This window comes from Enterobacter sp. 342 (assembly GCF_036663495.1).
Lineage (GTDB): Bacteria > Pseudomonadota > Gammaproteobacteria > Enterobacterales > Enterobacteriaceae > Enterobacter.
This window is the reverse complement of sequence record NZ_JAWUEI010000007.1, coordinates 47,235-64,977: the sequence shown is the minus strand read 5'-3', so window position 1 is coordinate 64,977 and position 17,743 is coordinate 47,235. Positions and strand designations below refer to the sequence as shown.

Here is a 17,743-nt window from a genome sequence, read left to right as displayed (position 1 = left end):
GGCTTCGCCTACCCGGCCTACTGGTTACTGAGCGGGCTTTTGAGTCGGTTCCAGCTGGAACACCACATCAACCTGATCGTCGAACTGAATCGTCGGCTGCTCGTAAGTTTCCTGAGCAGATACTGGCGCCGCATCGGCTTTCATCATCCGTACCATCGGGCTTGGCTGATAGTTTGAGACGTGGTAACGCACGCTGTAAACCGGGCCGAGCTTGCTGTTAAAGCCAGCGGCCAGCTGCTGCGCCTGATGCATCGCATCATCAATCGCCGCTTTACGTGCTTCGTCTTTGTATTTCTCCGGTTGCGCAACGCCCAGCGACACAGAGCGAATTTCGTTCAGCCCCGCCTTCAGCGCGCCATCCAGTAATGCATTCAGCTTGTCCAGTTGACGCACCGTCACTTCGACAGTACGCACCGCACGGTAGCCTTTCAGAATGCTTTTGCCGTTCTGGTAGTCGTAATCGGGTTGAGTACGCAGGTTAGCGGAGTTGATATCTTTTTTACCTACACCGTTCTGCTCAAGAAAAGAGAGATATTGCGCAACACGATCGTCAGCCTGCTTCTTGGCAGATGCCGCATCTTTCGCAGCCACATTGACTTCAATCGCCAGGGTTGCAACATCCGGTACCGCATCCACACTTGCGGTGCCTGAAGTGACGATGTGCGGACCATCTGGCAGTTCACTTGCCTGCACCGACACCGCACCTAAACTCACTAATGCCGCCAGGGCCATCACTTTAAACTTCACTGTCATTCCTCCATGTTGCGAAGAGTGCCCCAACAACAGGGCGCATGCCAGCAAGCTTAGCGGGTCTTGTTCAGTTGTCCATAAGACAATGGCTTAGTTGAACAATTCCTGGACATGATGAATGCCCTCTTTTGCCAACTGGAAGGCAATAAACCACATCACGAGACCCACCAGTGTGTTGATGATCCGCTGCGCTTTAGCGGTGCGAAGACGAGGGGCCAGCCACGCCGCCAGGATCGCAAGACCGAAGAACCAGAGGAAAGAGGCGCTGACCGTGCCAAGCGCAAACCAGCGCTTCGGCTCAACATCCAGCTGTCCGCCCAGGCTCCCCAGCACCACAAAAGTATCGAGATAAACGTGCGGGTTAAGCCAGGTAACCGCCAGCATGGTGACGATGATCTTCCAGCGCCCCTGCTTCATGACTTCAGCGCTTGCCAGTTCAAGATTGCTGCTCATGGCCGTTTTCAGTGCACCAAAACCGTACCACAGCAGAAACGCCACGCCGCCCCAGGTAACCAACGCAAGAAGCCAGGGTGACTGCATCAGCAATGCACTACCACCAAAAATACCGGCGCAAATCAGCAGCAGATCGCTTACCGCGCACAGTAGGGCAATCATCAGATGGTACTGACGGCGGATGCCCTGATTCATCACGAACGCATTTTGTGGGCCAAGCGGAAGGATCATGGCCGCACCTAAGGCAAGCCCTTGAAAGTAATAGGATAACATGACGCAATTCTCACAGTGTTGTTCTGGAAGCAGACTATACTGTGCGAATCACATTAGAGGAAATTGATAATATTAATTGGGGATTAGTCGTGCTTATAAAAATAAAGCCCGGTGGCGCTAGCGCTTACCGGGCCTGGTGGTGAAGTTATTCTGCTTCTTTGACTTTTTTGACGTTTACGTCCATCTGTGGATACGGGAAGCTGATGCCGTTAGCATCGAACTCACGTTTGATACGCTCCAGCACATCCCAGTAAACGTTTTGCAGATCGCTACTTTTGCTCCAGATACGCACCACAAAGTTAATGGATGAAGCGCCCAGTTCGTTCAGACGTACAGTCTGCTCTTTGTCTTTCAGAATGCGATCGTCTGAGGCAATGATATTGGCGATCAGTGATTTAACCTGATCGATATCGGAATCATATGCCACGCTGATGATCAGCTCATTTCGGCGCACTGGTTCGCGGGAAAAGTTGATGATGTTGCCGGCAATGATTTTCCCGTTTGGGACAACAACGATACGGCCATCAACGGTACGCAGGGTGGTAGAAAAAATCTGTACCTGCAGTACCGTCCCGGCAATCCCACCAAGATCAACGTACTCCCCGGAGCGGAATGGACGGAAGGTGACCAGCAGTACACCAGCGGCCAGGTTCGAAAGCGAGCCCTGCAACGCAAGACCAATAGCCAGACCTGCCGCACCAAGCACGGCAATTACCGATGCGGTCTGTACGCCGACACGTCCCAGCGCTGCAATTAGCGTAAACGCGATAATACCGTAACGCACCAGTGCAGAGAGGAAATCTGCAACCGTGGCATCAATGTTCCGGGCGCGCATCACGCGGTTAACGGTGTTTGATACGATACGAGCCACGATCATCCCGACGATGAGGATGGCAATAGCCGCTACGATGTTTACGGCGTAGCTCAGCAGCAACTCCTGGTTACGCACCAGCCAGGTACCGGCGTTATTGATGCTGTCTACGACATCGAGTTGTTCCATTTATTCTTCCTTTTGTTAAACCAAAACACAAAAATCCATCCCCCATGGAGACAGGCAGGTCAGTAAAGGGTAAACAAAAAGCACTGGTTTTGCCAAACAGATCACAAAAACCGGTATAGCAGGCTCTTGAAAAGGCATAAAAAAAGGCCCGCATTTGCGGGCCTTCTGATGCTGTTAGCAGCTCAAATTACAGAACGTCAACCGCGTTCAGTTCTTTGAAAGCCTGCTCCAGACGAGTCACCATGGAAGTCTGCGCTGCGCGCAGCCATACGCGTGGATCGTAGTATTTCTTGTTCGGCTGGTCTTCGCCTTTCGGGTTGCCCAGCTGGCCCTGCAGGTAAGCTTCGTTAGTTTTGTAGTACTGCAGAATACCGTCCCAGGTTGCCCATTGGGTATCGGTATCAATGTTCATTTTCACTACACCGTAGCTTACGGAATCTTTGATTTCCTGAGCAGAAGAACCGGAACCGCCGTGGAAGACGAAGTTCAGGCTGTTGTGCGGCAGGTTGTGTTTCTTAGACACATATTCCTGAGAATCACGCAGGATAGTTGGGGTCAGAACCACGTTACCTGGTTTGTAAACGCCGTGTACGTTACCGAAGGACGCTGCGATGGTGAAGCGTGGGCTGATTTTGCTCAGCTCGGTATAAGCGTAATCAACATCTTCTGGCTGGGTGTACAGTGCAGAAGCGTCCATGTGGCTGTTGTCCACGCCGTCTTCTTCACCACCGGTGCAACCCAGTTCGATTTCCAGGGTCATGTCCATTTTGGCCATGCGCGCCAGGTATTTGGAGCAGATTTCGATGTTTTCGTGCAGTGACTCTTCAGACAGGTCGATCATGTGAGAAGAGAACAGTGGCTTACCGGTAGCAGCAAAGTGTTTTTCACCCGCGTCCAGCAGACCGTCGATCCACGGCAGCAGTTTCTTCGCGCAGTGGTCAGTGTGCAGGATAACTGGAACACCGTAGTGTTCAGCCATCTGGTGTACGTGGTGCGCACCAGAGATAGCACCCAGGATTGCAGCACCCTGAGGAACGTCAGTTTTCACGCCTTTACCTGCGATGAACGCAGCACCACCGTTAGAGAACTGAACGATTACCGGTGCTTTAACTTTTGCAGCGGCTTCCAGTACGGCGTTGATGGAGTCGGTACCTACGCAGTTAACTGCTGGCAGAGCGAAGTTGTTTTCTTTAGCTACCTGGAACACTTTCTGTACGTCATCACCAGTGATAACGCCAGGTTTTACGAAATCAAAAATTTTAGACATGTTGCTTAGTCCTGTATCTTCGGCCGTTAGAAAAGGTGCGAGCTCTTAAAAGCGCGCTGAAAATTGGGCAGGTTTCCCTGCCCTTGAATGGCTTACTTCTTAGCGCGCTCTTCGAGCATTGCTACTGCTGGCAGTACTTTGCCTTCCACGAATTCGAGGAATGCACCGCCACCAGTGGAGATGTAGGAGATCTTGTCAGCGATACCGAACAGGTCGATTGCCGCCAGGGTGTCACCACCACCTGCGATAGAGAACGCTTCGCTGTCTGCAATAGCGTTAGCAACGATTTCAGTCCCTTTGCGGAAGTTCGGGAATTCGAACACGCCAACAGGACCGTTCCACAGGATGGTTTTTGCGTTTTTCAGGATTTCAGCCAGTTTCTGTGCAGAAACGTCGCCCAGGTCCAGAATTTGCTCTTCGTCTTTGATGTCGTTTACAGACTTCAGGGTCGCCGTTGCAGTTTCAGAGAACTCAGTGGCAACACGAACGTCTGTTGGAACTGGAATATCACAGGTGCTCAGCAGGCGTTTAGCTTCGTCAACCAGGTCTGCTTCGTACAGGGATTTACCCACGTTGTGGCCTTGAGCGGCAACGAAGGTGTTCGCGATGCCACCGCCAACGATCAGCTGGTCAGCAATTTTAGACAGGGAGTCCAGAACAGTCAGTTTGGTAGAAACTTTAGAACCACCAACGATAGCAACCATTGGACGAGCAGGTTCTTTCAGTGCTTTACCCAGCGCTTCCAGTTCGTCAGCCAGCAGAGGACCTGCACAGGCTACGTCTGCGAATTTACCGATACCGTGGGTAGAAGCCTGCGCACGGTGAGCAGTACCGAAGGCATCCATTACGAATACGTCGCACAGTGCAGCGTATTTTTTGGACAGTGCTTCGTCGTCTTTCTTCTCGCCTTTGTTGAAGCGAACGTTTTCCAGAACAACCAGTTCACCGGCAGCAACGTCAACGCCGTCCAGGTAATCTTTCACCAGGCGAACCGGGTTGGACAGTTTGTCTTTCAGGTAATTAACAACTGGCAGCAGAGAGAACTCTTCGTTGTACTCGCCTTCGGTTGGACGACCCAGGTGGGAGGTTACCATCACTTTAGCGCCCTGCTTCAGAGCCAGTTCGATGGTTGGCAGAGATGCACGGATACGCGCGTCGCTGGTCACTTTACCATCTTTAACCGGTACGTTCAGATCAGCACGGATGAAAACGCGTTTACCAGCCAGATCCAGATCGGTCATCTTAATTACAGACATGGTGAATCCTCTCGTTGATTCTTAAAGTTTTGCAGACGCACAATGCGTCTTACCTGAAACCTTGAGCGGCCATTGCTAACGTAGTGTCGAGCATTCGGTTAGCAAAGCCCCATTCGTTATCACACCAGACCAGCGTCTTGATAAGGTGTGCGCCACTGACGCGTGTTTGAGTGCCATCAACGATGGCGCTGTGCGGGTCGTGGTTAAAATCTACTGAGACCAACGGCAATTCCGTATAGTCAACTATACCATGAAATGCACCCAGTGCCGCTTTTTGCAGCAACATGTTGACTTCACTGGCTTTTACCGGTTTTTTCACCGTCACACTAAGGTCGATTGCGGTGACGTTAATCGTCGGAACGCGCACGGCAATCGCTTCAAAACGGTCATTAAACTGCGGGAAAATACGTGTGATCCCTGCTGCCAGTTTTGTGTCCACCGGAATGATTGACTGGCTCGCCGCGCGAGTGCGTCGTAAATCCGGATGGTAGGCGTCGATCACCTGCTGATCGTGCATGGCGGAGTGAATCGTGGTCACTGTGCCGGATTCAATGCCATATGCATCGTCTAACAGTTTAATGACCGGAATAATGCAGTTAGTGGTACAGGAAGCGTTGGAGACAATGCGATGTTCAGCTTGCAGCTCATGCTGATTGACGCCAAACACGACAGTCGCGTCGAGATCGTTGCTGCCGGGATGAGAAAACAGGACTTTTTTCGCACCTGCTGCCAGATGGGCTTCACCATGTTCGCGGCTGCCATACACGCCGGTACAGTCAAGCACCACATCCACACCCAATTCACGCCAGGGTAGCCCGGTAATGCTGTTCTCATGCAGCACACGGATAGCGTCATCACCCACAAAAAGCTGATCTCTTTCCTGGCGTACATCCCAGGCAAAGCGTCCGTGGCTGGTGTCATATTTCAACAAATGCGCCATGCCCGTAGCATCCGCCAGTTCATTGATTGCCACCACGGTCATTTCCGCCCGACGTCCGGATTCATACAAAGCACGAACCACATTACGTCCGATGCGACCGAAGCCATTAATCGCTACGCGTACGGTCATAGATCTCCTGCAAAGCTATCCCTGGGTTTGAGGTGGCTGAAAGAGTAATCCAGCTACGCCCGAAGGGGAATCCTTGCTGTCACAAACTGCGATTGATTGGTCAATTGTCGAACATTTAATCGACTGAAACGCTTCAGCAAGAATAAGCGAATCGGGGAATAAAAGGAATGTCTGTCCAGATGAATAAGCGAGCTATATGACTTGCGTCACATTTTAGGTGGAATAATTTACGACGAGGTAAAAGCAAAACGGTAACCGAGAGGTTACCGTTTTTAGTGTTTGCACCCTCTCCCTGTGGGAGAGGGCCGGGGTGAGGGCATCAGCCCGCACCGTACAAACGATTACAGCAGTTCTTTCGCTTTCGCTACAACGTTCTCAACGGTGAAGCCGAACTCTTCGAACAGCAGCTCTGCCGGTGCAGACTCACCGAAGGTGGTCATACCGACGATTGCGCCATTCAGGCCCACATATTTGAACCAGTAGTCAGCAATACCCGCTTCTACTGCCACACGAGCGGTAACCGCTTTAGGCAGTACGGACTCACGGTATGCAGCATCCTGCTTGTCGAACGCATCGGTAGACGGCATGGAGACCACTCGCGCTTTAACGCCTTCGGCAGACAGTTTGTCCCATGCCGCAACAGCCAGCTCAACTTCAGAACCGGTGGCGATGAAGATCAGCTCTGGCTGACCTGCACAATCTTTCAGTACGTAACCACCGCGAGCGATGTTCGCCAACTGCTCTGGAGTACGATCCTGCTGTGCCAGGTTCTGGCGGGAGAGGATCAGTGCGGTTGGGCCGTCCTGACGCTCAACACCGTATTTCCACGCCACTGCGGATTCAACCTGGTCACATGGACGCCATGTGCTCATGTTTGGAGTCACACGCAGAGAAGCCACCTGCTCTACCGGCTGGTGAGTTGGACCATCTTCGCCCAGACCGATGGAGTCGTGGGTATAGACCATCACCTGACGCTGTTTCATCAGCGCAGCCATACGTACGGCGTTACGTGCGTACTCTACAAACATCAGGAAGGTAGAGGTATAAGGCAGGAAACCACCGTGCAGGGAGATACCGTTAGCAATTGCCGTCATACCGAATTCACGTACACCATAATGGATGTAGTTACCGGCAGTATCTTCGTTGATCGCTTTAGAACCGGACCACAGGGTCAGGTTAGAAGGCGCCAGGTCAGCAGAGCCGCCCAGGAATTCAGGCAACAGTGGGCCAAATGCTTCAATCGCATTCTGAGACGCTTTACGGCTGGCGATTTTAGATGGGTTCGCCTGCAGCTTAGCGATAAACTCGTTCGCTTTCGCATCGAAGTCAGACGGCATATCGCCTTTCATGCGACGGGTGAACTCAGCAGCTTCCTGTGGGAAGGCTTTAGCATACGCAGCGAATTTCTCGTTCCATGCGGCTTCTTTCGCCTGACCTGCTTCTTTGGCATCCCACTGAGCATAAATGTCAGATGGGATTTCGAATGCCGGGTGTTTCCAGCCCAGCGCTTCACGCGTCAGTGCAATTTCCGCGTCGCCCAGTGGCGCACCGTGGGAATCGTGGGTACCGGCTTTGTTCGGTGAACCGAAGCCGATAATGGTTTTGCACATCAGCAGGGATGGTTTGTCAGTAACAGCGCGCGCTTCTTCTACTGCACGTTTAATCGAGTCAGCATCGTGGCCATCAACACCACGCACAACGTGCCAGCCGTAGGCTTCAAAACGTTTAGCGGTGTCATCGGTGAACCAGCCCTCAACGTGACCGTCAATGGAGATACCATTGTCGTCGTAGAATGCAACCAGTTTGCCCAGTTTCAGGGTACCCGCCAGGGAGCACACTTCGTGAGAAATGCCTTCCATCATGCAGCCATCACCCATGAACGCGTAGGTGAAGTGGTCTACGATGTCGTGGCCAGGACGGTTGAACTGCGCCGCCAGGGTCTTCTCAGCAATCGCCATACCCACAGCGTTCGCAATACCCTGTCCCAGTGGACCGGTTGTGGTTTCAACACCAGCGGTGTAACCCACTTCCGGGTGACCTGGAGTTTTGGAGTGCAGCTGACGGAAGTTTTTCAGCTCTTCAATCGGCAGATCGTAGCCAGTGAGGTGCAGCAGGCTATAGATCAGCATAGAGCCGTGGCCGTTGGACAGCACGAAACGGTCGCGGTCAGCCCATGCCGGGTTCTGCGGGTTGTGGTTCAGGAAATCACGCCACAGGACTTCGGCGATATCAGCCATACCCATAGGGGCCCCTGGGTGGCCGGATTTGGCTTTCTGTACTGCGTCCATGCTCAGCGCACGAATAGCATTAGCAAGCTCTTTACGTGAGGACATTTTAACTCCAGATCGGACTGTTAAAGGCCATGCCCTTGACGACAGCGCGTTTTGGGCTACGCCGGAAAAAAGTGCCAACAATGTAACCCAAGCGGCATGCCATGTACATGGAGCATTCTTTTGCAGCTTAAGAAATCTCTGGATCATGCTCGCATGTTGCGCAATCTGCTCGCCCGGCCCCGTAGATATTCCTTATACTTAGCCCGACCCCGGCTTCGTTGCCGGTGTACTTTTCGGATTTTATTCAGATTAACGAGTACGGAAGCAACCTCATGAAAATGCGTGCAATAGTGCTGGCCCTGGGAACAACGCTCCTGTTGAGTGGCTGTCAGAATATGGATTCTAACGGCCTGATGACCTCAGGCGCAGAAGCTTTTCAGGCTTATTCCCTGAGCGACGCGCAGGTAAAAGCGCTGAGCGACCAGGCCTGTAAAGATATGGACGGAAAAGCCACACTTGCCCCTGCTAACAGTACCTACACGCAGCGTCTGAATAAGATTGCTTCCGCGCTGGGCGATAACATCAACGGCCAGCCGGTAAACTACAAGGTTTACATGGCCAAAGACGTGAACGCTTTCGCAATGGCGAACGGTTGTATCCGCGTCTATAGCGGGCTGATGGATATGATGACTGACAACGAAGTTGAAGCGGTGATCGGCCATGAAATGGGCCACGTTGCGCTCGGCCACGTGAAGAAAGGGATGCAAGTTGCCTTAGGTACCAATGCTATTCGCGCAGCGGCGGCTTCAGCGGGCGGTATTGTTGGTAGCCTGTCGCAGTCTCAGCTTGGCGATGTCGGAGAAAAGCTGGTTAATTCTCAGTTCTCCCAGCGTCAGGAGTCCGAAGCGGATGACTACTCCTACGATCTGTTGCGCAAACGTGGCATTAATCCATCAGGTTTAGCCACCAGCTTCGAAAAACTGGCCAAACTGGAAGCAGGGCGTCAAAGCTCAATGTTTGATGATCACCCAGCCTCAGAAGAGCGCGCGCAGCATATTCGCGACCGTATGGCCGCAGACGGAATTAAATAATTTCAGAAGGAAGCTGTTTTACCTCCTTTTAAAAAGCATAAAAAAGCCCTCACCAGCTGGTGAGGGCTTTTACTTAACCGCTAAACTTACTCGCCTTTTTTCGCAGCCTGGATGTAGAGCATTTCCAGTGCCAGCGTCGCCGCAGCCAGAGCGGTAATTTCGGACTGATCGTAAGCCGGAGCCACTTCCACTACGTCCATCCCGACGATGTTCAGATCTTTCAGACCACGAACCAGTTTGATGGCACGGTCAGAAGTCAGGCCGCCGATCACCGGGGTACCGGTACCCGGAGCAAACGCTGGATCCAGACAATCGATATCGAAGGTCAGGTAGACCGGCATGTCACCCACGATCTGCTTCACCTGTGCAATGATGTCGTCAACACCGCGATCGTTTACCTGGCAGGCATCCAGCACGGTAAAGCCGTTATCTTTATCGAACTCAGTACGAATACCGATCTGCACGGAGTGGTTTGGATCGATAAGACCTTCGTTTGGCGCGGTAAAGAACATAGTGCCGTGATCAAATTCACAGCCGTTCGCATAAGTGTCTGTATGGGCATCAAAGTGCACCAGCGCCATTTTACCGAAGTGTTTTGCGTGCGCACGCAGCAGTGGCAGAGTCACAAAATGGTCACCACCGAAGGAGAGCATACGCTTACCTGCTGCCAGCAGCTTCTCGGCGTGCGCCTGGAGTTTTTCGCTCATCTCACGCGCGTCGCCAAAAGCGTAAACCAGGTCACCACAGTCAACTACGTTAAGGCGCTCACGCATGTCGAAGTTCCACGGGAAGCGATTGTGCTCCCAGGCCAGGTTAGTCGATACCTGACGGATGGCTGCCGGGCCATGACGCCCACCAGCACGGCCAGAGGTAGCCATATCAAATGGCACGCCAGTGATAACCCAGTCGGCATCGCTGTCGTACGGCTGGAAGTTCATCGGAAGGCGTAAAAAACCAAACGCGTTAGATACCAGAGAGTTATCGTACTGATGACCTAAAGTGCTCATGTCCTGACCTCTTTTAAAGTCGATACATTAAAAACAGATGAAAAAAAATCCCCTCCGCGTCGTTAAACCCGACGAGGAAGGGATTGATTCGTAAATAGCATATTGGGGCGAATTATCACCGTTAATTCATACGGGTTCAAGAGAGTATAGGTGATGGAGCGGTCTTTGCCCCTCACCTCACCCCTCTCCCCATGGGAGAGGGAAAAAGATCTTACTCGTCTTCCAGGTAGGTGTACCCGTACAGACCCGCTTCAAACTCTTCCAGGAACTGCTGCTGTAGTGCATCGTCCAGACCGGTGTTTTTCACCTGATCGCGGAACTGGGTTAGCAACGTTTTCGGATCCAGCTGAACGTATTCCAGCATGTCCGCCACGGTGTCGCCTTCGTCAGACAACTCCACTTCCACACTTCCGTCAGGGAAGACAAACACGTCAACCGCTTCAGTATCACCGAACAGGTTGTGCATGTTACCGAGGATCTCCTGGTATGCCCCGACCATGAAGAAGCCCAACATTGGCGGGTTCTCTGGGTCGTATTCTGGCATTGGCATGGTAGTCGCAATACCATCGCCATCCACGTAGTGGTCGATAGCACCGTCGGAATCACAGGTGATGTCCAGCAGCACCGCACGACGTTCCGGAGCATGGTTCAACCCTTCCAGCGGCAGAACCGGGAACAGTTGATCGATACCCCAGGCATCCGGCATCGACTGGAACAGGGAGAAGTTGACGTAAATCTTGTCCGCCATACGTTCCTGCAGCTCGTCGATAATCGGACGGTGCGCGCGGTTGCTCGGGTCGAGCTGTTTCTGCACTTCATGGCACATGTTCAGATAGAGCTGTTCGGCCCACGCGCGCTCCTGCAGGCTAAAGTTACCTGAAGAGTAGCCAACGTGAATATCGTGCAGATCCATCTGGCTGTCGTGCAGCCACTCACGCAGGGAACGGCGCGTACCCGGTTCGTGCATCTCCTGCCAGGTTTCCCACATATTTTGCAGGGAACGAGGTGCATCAGCCTGCGGCGGCGTGGCTTCGGAAATTTCGCTACGCTCTACGCCGATAATGTTGGACACCAGCACCGTATGGTGCGCGGTTACTGCGCGGCCAGATTCAGTGATCACCGTCGGATGCGGCAAACCGTGTTCTTCACACGCATCGCCAATCGCCCAGATGATGTTGTTAGCATATTCGTTCAGGCCGTAGTTCACAGAGCAGTCGGACTGAGAACGCGTGCCTTCATAGTCCACACCCAGGCCGCCGCCCACGTCAAAGCACTGAATATTGACGCCGAGCTTGTGCAGCTCAACGTAAAAACGCGCGGACTCACGCACGCCGGTGGCGATGTCGCGAATGTTAGCCATCTGCGAACCGAGGTGGAAGTGCAGCAGCTGAATGCTGTCCAGACGACCGCGCTCACGCAGAATTTCTACCAGTTGCAGAACCTGGTTTGCCGCAAGGCCGAATTTGGATTTTTCGCCGCCGGAAGACTGCCATTTACCGGACCCCTGCGAGGCCAGACGCGCACGCACACCCAGGCGAGGCACCACATTCAGACGCTCGGCTTCTTCCAGCACAATAGCGATTTCGGTCATCTTCTCGATAACCAGGTAGACCTTATGGCCCATCTTCTCGCCAATCAGCGCCAGACGAATGTATTCACGGTCTTTATAGCCGTTACAGACGATTACAGAACGGGTCATGCCCGCATGCGCCAGCACGGCCATCAGCTCTGCTTTTGAGCCCGCTTCCAGGCCCAGCGGTTCACCGGAGTGGATCAAAGATTCAATCACGCGGCGGTGCTGATTTACCTTGATAGGGTAAACCAGGAAGTAGTCGCCTTTATAACCATAGGATTCACGCGCACGTTTGAACGCGGCGTTAATCGAACGCAGACGATGTTGCAGGATCTGCGGGAAGCAGAACAGTGCAGGCAAACGCTGGCCCTGTGCTTCGCGGGCTTTCACCAGTTTGGCGAGATCCACGCGCGCTTCAGGGACGTCGGGATCCGGGCAGACGCTGATGTGGCCCAGTTCGTTGACGTCGTAGTAGTTATTGCCCCACCAGGCAATATTGTAAGTGCGCAGCATCTTGCTGGCTTCCTGGGAGCTCATCGCAACCTCCTGCATAGAACGTAGTACACCCTGTTCGCCCGCTGACGAAGGCGAAAAAGAAGACATGTCGTCAGACATAGCGAACCTCAACTCTTTGTATTAAGTGTAAAACAGTTGACTACTATCGCAGCGTTATACGGCGATAACAACCCATAAACGGCTCCGTTTCCCAGCAGAGTATGCTGAAATCCAGACCGTGCGACCGGTTTCTTATTCATATCATTGTAAAACACGTATCCGAACTCTGTATGACAAGGTTCGGCGAAACCACGAGAAAACTCTTGTATTAACAAGAGCGCCCTTGTTCAGTTTTCACAAAGCGTTACCGGCCCTGGAATCCTGAGAAGCGCCGAGATGGGTATAACATCGGCAGGTTTGCAGACTAGAAATGCGGGTTGCGGGAATCAAATGCGCGCCAGAACGGCTGCGCTGAATTAGCGGAAAACGATGGTTCATTATCTCGTATCACCTCCACGGCCGCTCCTGCTGAAACGGACCACAAGCCAAAGCTAAAAGTTCACTGCTTAACCCGGCTGGAAGTGGCGACACGATGAGTTCATCGAGCGCTTTTTTTGTATGAGCCGCGCGCCGCGTTTTATACCGAGAAGGGGGCTAAAAAGCAAAACAAAAATGCGCGTGTTGCCAGTACCGTCAGGAAAAATTTCCAGTAGCCTTTTCAACTCAGCGAGAGGTTAGTCAAAAAAAACTGGAAATCGGGTGAAGAAGTGACCTAAAATAGACGTCCAGATGTTAATCCATCCATACTGATTAACACTCAGACTGCCAGTGTCAAAAACCTGCAGGCCTTGGTAGAATTATCTCCTTTGGCTATTCTACACAGCAGCTTGAGCTAACCAAATTCCTCTTAGGTGAAATAAAACATGGCAAAACACCTGTTTACGTCCGAGTCCGTATCAGAAGGACATCCTGATAAAATTGCTGACCAAATCTCCGATGCGGTGCTGGATGCGATCCTGACCCAGGATCCAAAAGCGCGCGTGGCGTGTGAAACCTATGTCAAAACCGGCATGGTTCTGGTTGGCGGTGAGATCACCACCAGCGCATGGGTTGATATCGAAGAGATCACCCGTAACACGGTGCGTGAAATCGGTTATGTCCATTCTGATATGGGCTTTGATGCCAACTCCTGCGCGGTACTGAGTGCAATTGGCAAACAGTCTCCAGACATCAACCAGGGCGTGGACCGTGCCGATCCGCTGGAACAGGGCGCGGGCGACCAGGGTCTGATGTTCGGTTATGCAACCAACGAAACTGACGTGCTGATGCCAGCACCTGTGACCTACGCACACCGTCTGGTGCAGCGTCAGGCTGAAGTGCGTAAAAACGGCACCCTGCCGTGGCTGCGCCCGGATGCGAAAAGCCAGGTCACCTTCCAGTACGACGATGGCAAAATCGTCGGTATCGACGCGGTAGTTCTGTCTACCCAGCATTCCGAAGAGATTGACCAGAAATCCCTGCAAGAAGCAGTGATGGAAGAGATCATCAAGCCAGTTCTGCCTGGTGAATGGCTGAGCTCAGCAACCAAATTCTTCATCAACCCAACCGGACGCTTTGTTATCGGCGGCCCAATGGGTGACTGCGGCCTGACTGGTCGTAAAATCATCGTTGATACTTACGGCGGCATGGCACGTCACGGTGGTGGTGCGTTCTCTGGTAAAGATCCATCAAAAGTTGACCGCTCTGCTGCGTATGCCGCGCGTTATGTTGCGAAAAACATCGTTGCTGCAGGTCTGGCTGACCGTTGTGAGATTCAGGTGTCCTACGCTATCGGCGTAGCTGAACCAACCTCCATCATGGTTGAAACCTTCGGTACTGAGAAAGTACCTTCAGAACAGCTGACTCTGCTGGTGCGTGAGTTCTTCGACCTGCGTCCATACGGTCTGATTCAGATGCTGGATCTGCTGCACCCTATCTACAAAGAAACCGCTGCATACGGTCACTTTGGTCGTGAACATTTCCCATGGGAAAAAACCGACAAAGCCGCTCTGCTGCGTGAAGCTGCCGGTCTGAAATAATCGACTGACGGCGTTAAACAGGCCAGCCTTTGTGCTGGCTTTTTTTTTGTCGGCTGGTAGCTCAAAACTGCACCCTATGTAATCGATTCCACCTCTATTTTCATGCTTTTCTTTCAGAACAATCTCTTTGCATGAGCATCTTTTTTCTGCCGTTACATTCCATTTAAGTTAAGTCTGAAATCTCGTCTTTCGTGATGCATATCACTCCGTTTACCTCTATATTTTCAAAGCGTTAATATTATTGACGATTACAAGTTAGTGTAACCGATTACACCATTGTGATTAATCTCACATATTTTTGCGGGTCACTCACCTACCCTTAATATCAATAAAACTGATAACCCAACTGGAGGGCATAATGCCTGACAATAAAAAACAGGGGCGTACGTCCAACAAGGCGATGACTTTCTTCGTCTGCTTCCTCGCCGCCCTGGCAGGATTACTCTTTGGCCTGGATATCGGCGTGATAGCCGGTGCGCTCCCCTTCATCACCGATGAGTTTCAGATAAGTGCCCACACTCAGGAATGGGTGGTGAGCTCCATGATGTTCGGCGCAGCGGTTGGTGCAGTCGGCAGCGGTTGGCTCTCCTTCAAACTGGGCCGTAAAAAAAGCCTGATGATCGGCGCTATCCTGTTCGTGGCCGGTTCACTGTTCTCGGCGGCGGCGCCAAACGTAGAAGTGCTGCTGGTTTCCCGCGTGCTGCTCGGCCTGGCCGTAGGGGTGGCGTCATATACCGCCCCACTCTACCTGTCTGAAATTGCACCGGAGAAAATCCGCGGCAGTATGATTTCCATGTACCAGTTGATGATCACCATCGGTATTTTGGGCGCGTACCTTTCTGATACCGCATTTAGCTACAGCGGCGCATGGCGCTGGATGCTCGGCGTGATCATCATCCCGGCCATTCTGTTGCTGATTGGCGTGTTCTTCCTGCCGGACAGCCCACGCTGGTTTGCCGCCAAACGCCGCTTCGTTGATGCAGAACGCGTGCTACTGCGCCTGCGTGATACCAGTGCAGAAGCGAAAAACGAGCTGGAAGAGATCCGCGAAAGCCTGAAAGTGAAACAGTCCGGCTGGGCGCTATTTAAAGAGAACAGCAACTTCCGCCGCGCGGTGTTCCTCGGCGTGCTGCTGCAGGTAATGCAACAGTTCACCGGGATGAATGTCATCATGTATTACGCGCCAAAAATCTTTGAACTGGCGGGTTACACCAATACCACCGAGCAGATGTGGGGTACCGTCATCGTGGGTCTGACCAACGTGCTGGCAACCTTTATCGCCATCGGCCTGGTTGACCGCTGGGGACGCAAACCAACGCTAACACTGGGCTTCCTGGTGATGGCTGTTGGGATGGGTGTGCTCGGCACCATGATGCATGTGGGCATTCACTCATCGTCAGCACAATACTTTGCCGTGGCCATGCTACTGATGTTCATCGTTGGTTTCGCGATGAGTGCAGGTCCACTGATCTGGGTGCTGTGCTCCGAAATTCAGCCGCTGAAAGGGCGTGATTTTGGTATCACTTGCTCAACCGCGACCAACTGGGTGGCAAACATGATTGTCGGCGCAACCTTCCTGACCATGCTCAACAGTCTGGGGAATGCCAACACATTCTGGGTCTACTCTGGTCTGAACCTGTTCTTTATTGTTCTGACTATCTGGCTGGTTCCAGAAACCAAACACGTTTCGCTGGAACATATAGAACGTAACCTGATGAAAGGTCGTCCGCTGCGCGAAATCGGCGCCCACGACTAATTCCCCTCACGGGGAGGTGCCCCTTGCACCTCCCCGCTTCGCGTTTTATGCTCTGCCCCTATGAAAGCACCCCGTCTCCCCATTGCCATCCAGCAAGCCGTTATGCGCAGCCTGCGGGAAAAACTCGCCCAGGCGAACCTGAAGCTCGGCCGCAATTATCCTGAACCCAAACTCGTCTACCAGCAGCGTGGAACCGCAGCGGGTACCGCGAGGCTGGAGTCTTACGAGATCCGCCTTAATCCGGTGTTAATGATGGAAAACCAGCAGGCGTTCATCGAGGAAGTGGTTCCGCACGAGCTGGCACACCTTCTGGTATGGAAACACTTTGGCCGCGTCGCACCTCACGGAAAAGAGTGGAAATGGATGATGGAAGCCGTGCTCGGTGTTCCGGCTCGCAGAACCCATCAGTTCGAGCTGGAATCAGTACGCCGCAATACCTACTCTTACCGCTGCCAGTGTCAGCAGCATCAGCTCACCGTTCGCCGTCACAATCGCGTGGTGCGAGGCGAAGCAACCTACCGCTGTGTCAAATGTGGCGAACCGCTGATCGCGGAATAATCAGCTGAACTTTCAGGAACTTTTCTGATCTGACTGATTGCATACAGGAACAACATTCGTTACGTTGCGGGCTCGTTTTGACACGGAGTGTAAGATGTCCCGTAATTTCTCTCTCGCGGTCGCTTTTCTGACGACGGCGCTCTCAGGCCATGCACTGGCCGACGGTATCAATAGTTTCTCTCAGGCTAAAGCCGCAGGTGTAAAAGTTAACGCGGACGTTCCCGGTGATTTTTATTGTGGCTGTAAGATTAACTGGCAGGGTAAAAAAGGGATCGTTGACCTGGAGTCCTGCGGCTATAAAGTGCGTAAAAACGAGAATCGAGCCAGCCGCATCGAATGGGAACATGTGGTGCCGGCATGGCAGTTTGGCCACCAGCGTCAGTGCTGGCAGGATGGCGGACGTAAAAACTGCGCCAGCGACCCGGTTTATCGCCAGATGGAAAGCGATATGCATAACCTGCAACCCGCCGTGGGTGAAGTGAATGGCGACCGCGGCAACTTTATGTACAGCCAGTGGAACGGTGGCGAAGGCCAGTACGGACAGTGCGGTATGAAGGTTGATTTCAAAGAGAAAGTTGCCGAGCCTCCAGCCCGCGCGCGCGGCAGTATCGCCCGCACCTACTTCTATATGCGTGACCGTTACGACCTCAACCTTTCGCGTCAGCAAACCCAACTGTTCAATGCATGGGATAAGCAATACCCGGTAACGGAGTGGGAATGCCAGCGCGACGAACGTATCGCCAGAGTTCAGGGGAATCATAACCCTTATGTCCAGCGGGCTTGCCAGGCGCAAAAGAGCTAACCTACACTAGCGGCAATTCGCTTACATCGCATGACTAATGGA

At 52.7% G+C, this 17,743-nt stretch carries 16 protein-coding genes; 5 read left to right on the top strand and 11 right to left on the bottom strand.

Going from position 1 to position 17,743, the window contains the following annotated elements; genetic code table 11:
- Positions 1-24 precede the first annotated feature (24 nt).
- From V6E55_RS07840 to tkt, 7 genes are all read right to left on the bottom strand, one after another.
- The gene (locus V6E55_RS07840) at positions 25-747 is read right to left on the bottom strand and encodes an oxidative stress defense protein (RefSeq protein ID WP_114979912.1); all 723 of its coding nucleotides are present in this window, start codon (positions 745-747) and stop codon (positions 25-27) included.
- Positions 748-840: 93 nt separating this feature from the next.
- Positions 841-1,476: an arginine exporter ArgO gene (gene argO, locus V6E55_RS07835; protein ID WP_021242063.1), complete on the bottom strand. Its 636-nt coding sequence runs from the start codon at positions 1,474-1,476 to the stop codon at positions 841-843.
- 145 nt (positions 1,477-1,621) lie between these two features.
- A complete protein-coding gene (locus tag V6E55_RS07830; protein WP_114979911.1) occupies positions 1,622-2,476 on the bottom strand; it encodes a small-conductance mechanosensitive channel MscS in 855 nt (284 codons plus the stop codon).
- Between the two features lie 187 nt (positions 2,477-2,663).
- A complete protein-coding gene (fbaA, locus tag V6E55_RS07825) occupies positions 2,664-3,743 on the bottom strand; it encodes a class II fructose-bisphosphate aldolase (protein WP_028016969.1) in 1,080 nt (359 codons plus the stop codon).
- 92 nt (positions 3,744-3,835) lie between these two features.
- A complete protein-coding gene (pgk, locus tag V6E55_RS07820; protein WP_114979910.1) occupies positions 3,836-4,999 on the bottom strand; it encodes a phosphoglycerate kinase in 1,164 nt (387 codons plus the stop codon).
- A gap of 49 nt (positions 5,000-5,048) precedes the next feature.
- Positions 5,049-6,068 carry an erythrose-4-phosphate dehydrogenase gene (gene epd, locus V6E55_RS07815; protein WP_114979909.1) on the bottom strand — a complete coding sequence of 340 codons (1,020 nt, stop codon included), beginning with the start codon at positions 6,066-6,068 and terminating at the stop codon, positions 5,049-5,051.
- A 341-nt stretch (positions 6,069-6,409) separates the two neighbouring features.
- Positions 6,410-8,401, bottom strand: coding sequence for a transketolase (tkt, locus tag V6E55_RS07810; protein ID WP_049004948.1), 1,992 nt, complete (start codon positions 8,399-8,401; stop codon positions 6,410-6,412).
- A gap of 272 nt (positions 8,402-8,673) precedes the next feature.
- Between tkt and V6E55_RS07805 the strand changes: the two genes are divergently transcribed.
- A complete protein-coding gene (locus V6E55_RS07805; RefSeq protein WP_021242066.1) occupies positions 8,674-9,432 on the top strand; it encodes a M48 family metallopeptidase in 759 nt (252 codons plus the stop codon).
- An 86-nt stretch (positions 9,433-9,518) separates the two neighbouring features.
- On the opposite strand, the gene speB is transcribed toward V6E55_RS07805, so the two are convergent.
- The 4 genes from speB to V6E55_RS25790 all read right to left on the bottom strand — a co-directional run bounded on the left by speB (position 9,519) and on the right by V6E55_RS25790 (position 13,005).
- Positions 9,519-10,439, bottom strand: a complete 921-nt coding sequence (speB, locus tag V6E55_RS07800) for an agmatinase (protein WP_025757725.1) — start codon at positions 10,437-10,439, stop codon at positions 9,519-9,521.
- 211 nt (positions 10,440-10,650) lie between these two features.
- On the bottom strand, positions 10,651-12,627 hold the full coding sequence (speA, locus tag V6E55_RS07795; protein WP_114979908.1) for a biosynthetic arginine decarboxylase: 1,977 nt from the start codon (positions 12,625-12,627) through the stop codon (positions 10,651-10,653).
- An 8-nt stretch (positions 12,628-12,635) separates the two neighbouring features.
- Complete coding sequence (gene yqgB, locus V6E55_RS07790) at positions 12,636-12,767, bottom strand: acid stress response protein YqgB (RefSeq protein WP_127312443.1); 132 nt, start codon at positions 12,765-12,767, stop codon at positions 12,636-12,638.
- A 94-nt stretch (positions 12,768-12,861) separates the two neighbouring features.
- Entirely contained in the window at positions 12,862-13,005 is a 144-nt protein-coding gene (locus V6E55_RS25790) for a hypothetical protein (protein WP_431603072.1), read from the bottom strand.
- 425 nt (positions 13,006-13,430) lie between these two features.
- Here V6E55_RS25790 and metK point away from each other — a divergent pair, with 425 nt between their 5' ends.
- The 4 genes from metK (at position 13,431) to endA (ending at position 17,701) form a co-directional block, all read left to right on the top strand.
- Entirely contained in the window at positions 13,431-14,585 is a 1,155-nt protein-coding gene (gene metK, locus V6E55_RS07780) for a methionine adenosyltransferase (RefSeq protein ID WP_114979907.1), read from the top strand.
- Positions 14,586-14,943: 358 nt separating this feature from the next.
- Positions 14,944-16,341: a galactose/proton symporter gene (gene galP / locus V6E55_RS07775; RefSeq protein ID WP_114979906.1), complete on the top strand. Its 1,398-nt coding sequence runs from the start codon at positions 14,944-14,946 to the stop codon at positions 16,339-16,341.
- A 60-nt stretch (positions 16,342-16,401) separates the two neighbouring features.
- Positions 16,402-16,899, top strand: coding sequence for a SprT family zinc-dependent metalloprotease (locus V6E55_RS07770; RefSeq protein ID WP_316942540.1), 498 nt, complete (start codon positions 16,402-16,404; stop codon positions 16,897-16,899).
- 94 nt (positions 16,900-16,993) lie between these two features.
- A complete protein-coding gene (gene endA, locus V6E55_RS07765) occupies positions 16,994-17,701 on the top strand; it encodes a deoxyribonuclease I (RefSeq protein WP_114979904.1) in 708 nt (235 codons plus the stop codon).
- Positions 17,702-17,743 lie beyond the last annotated feature (42 nt).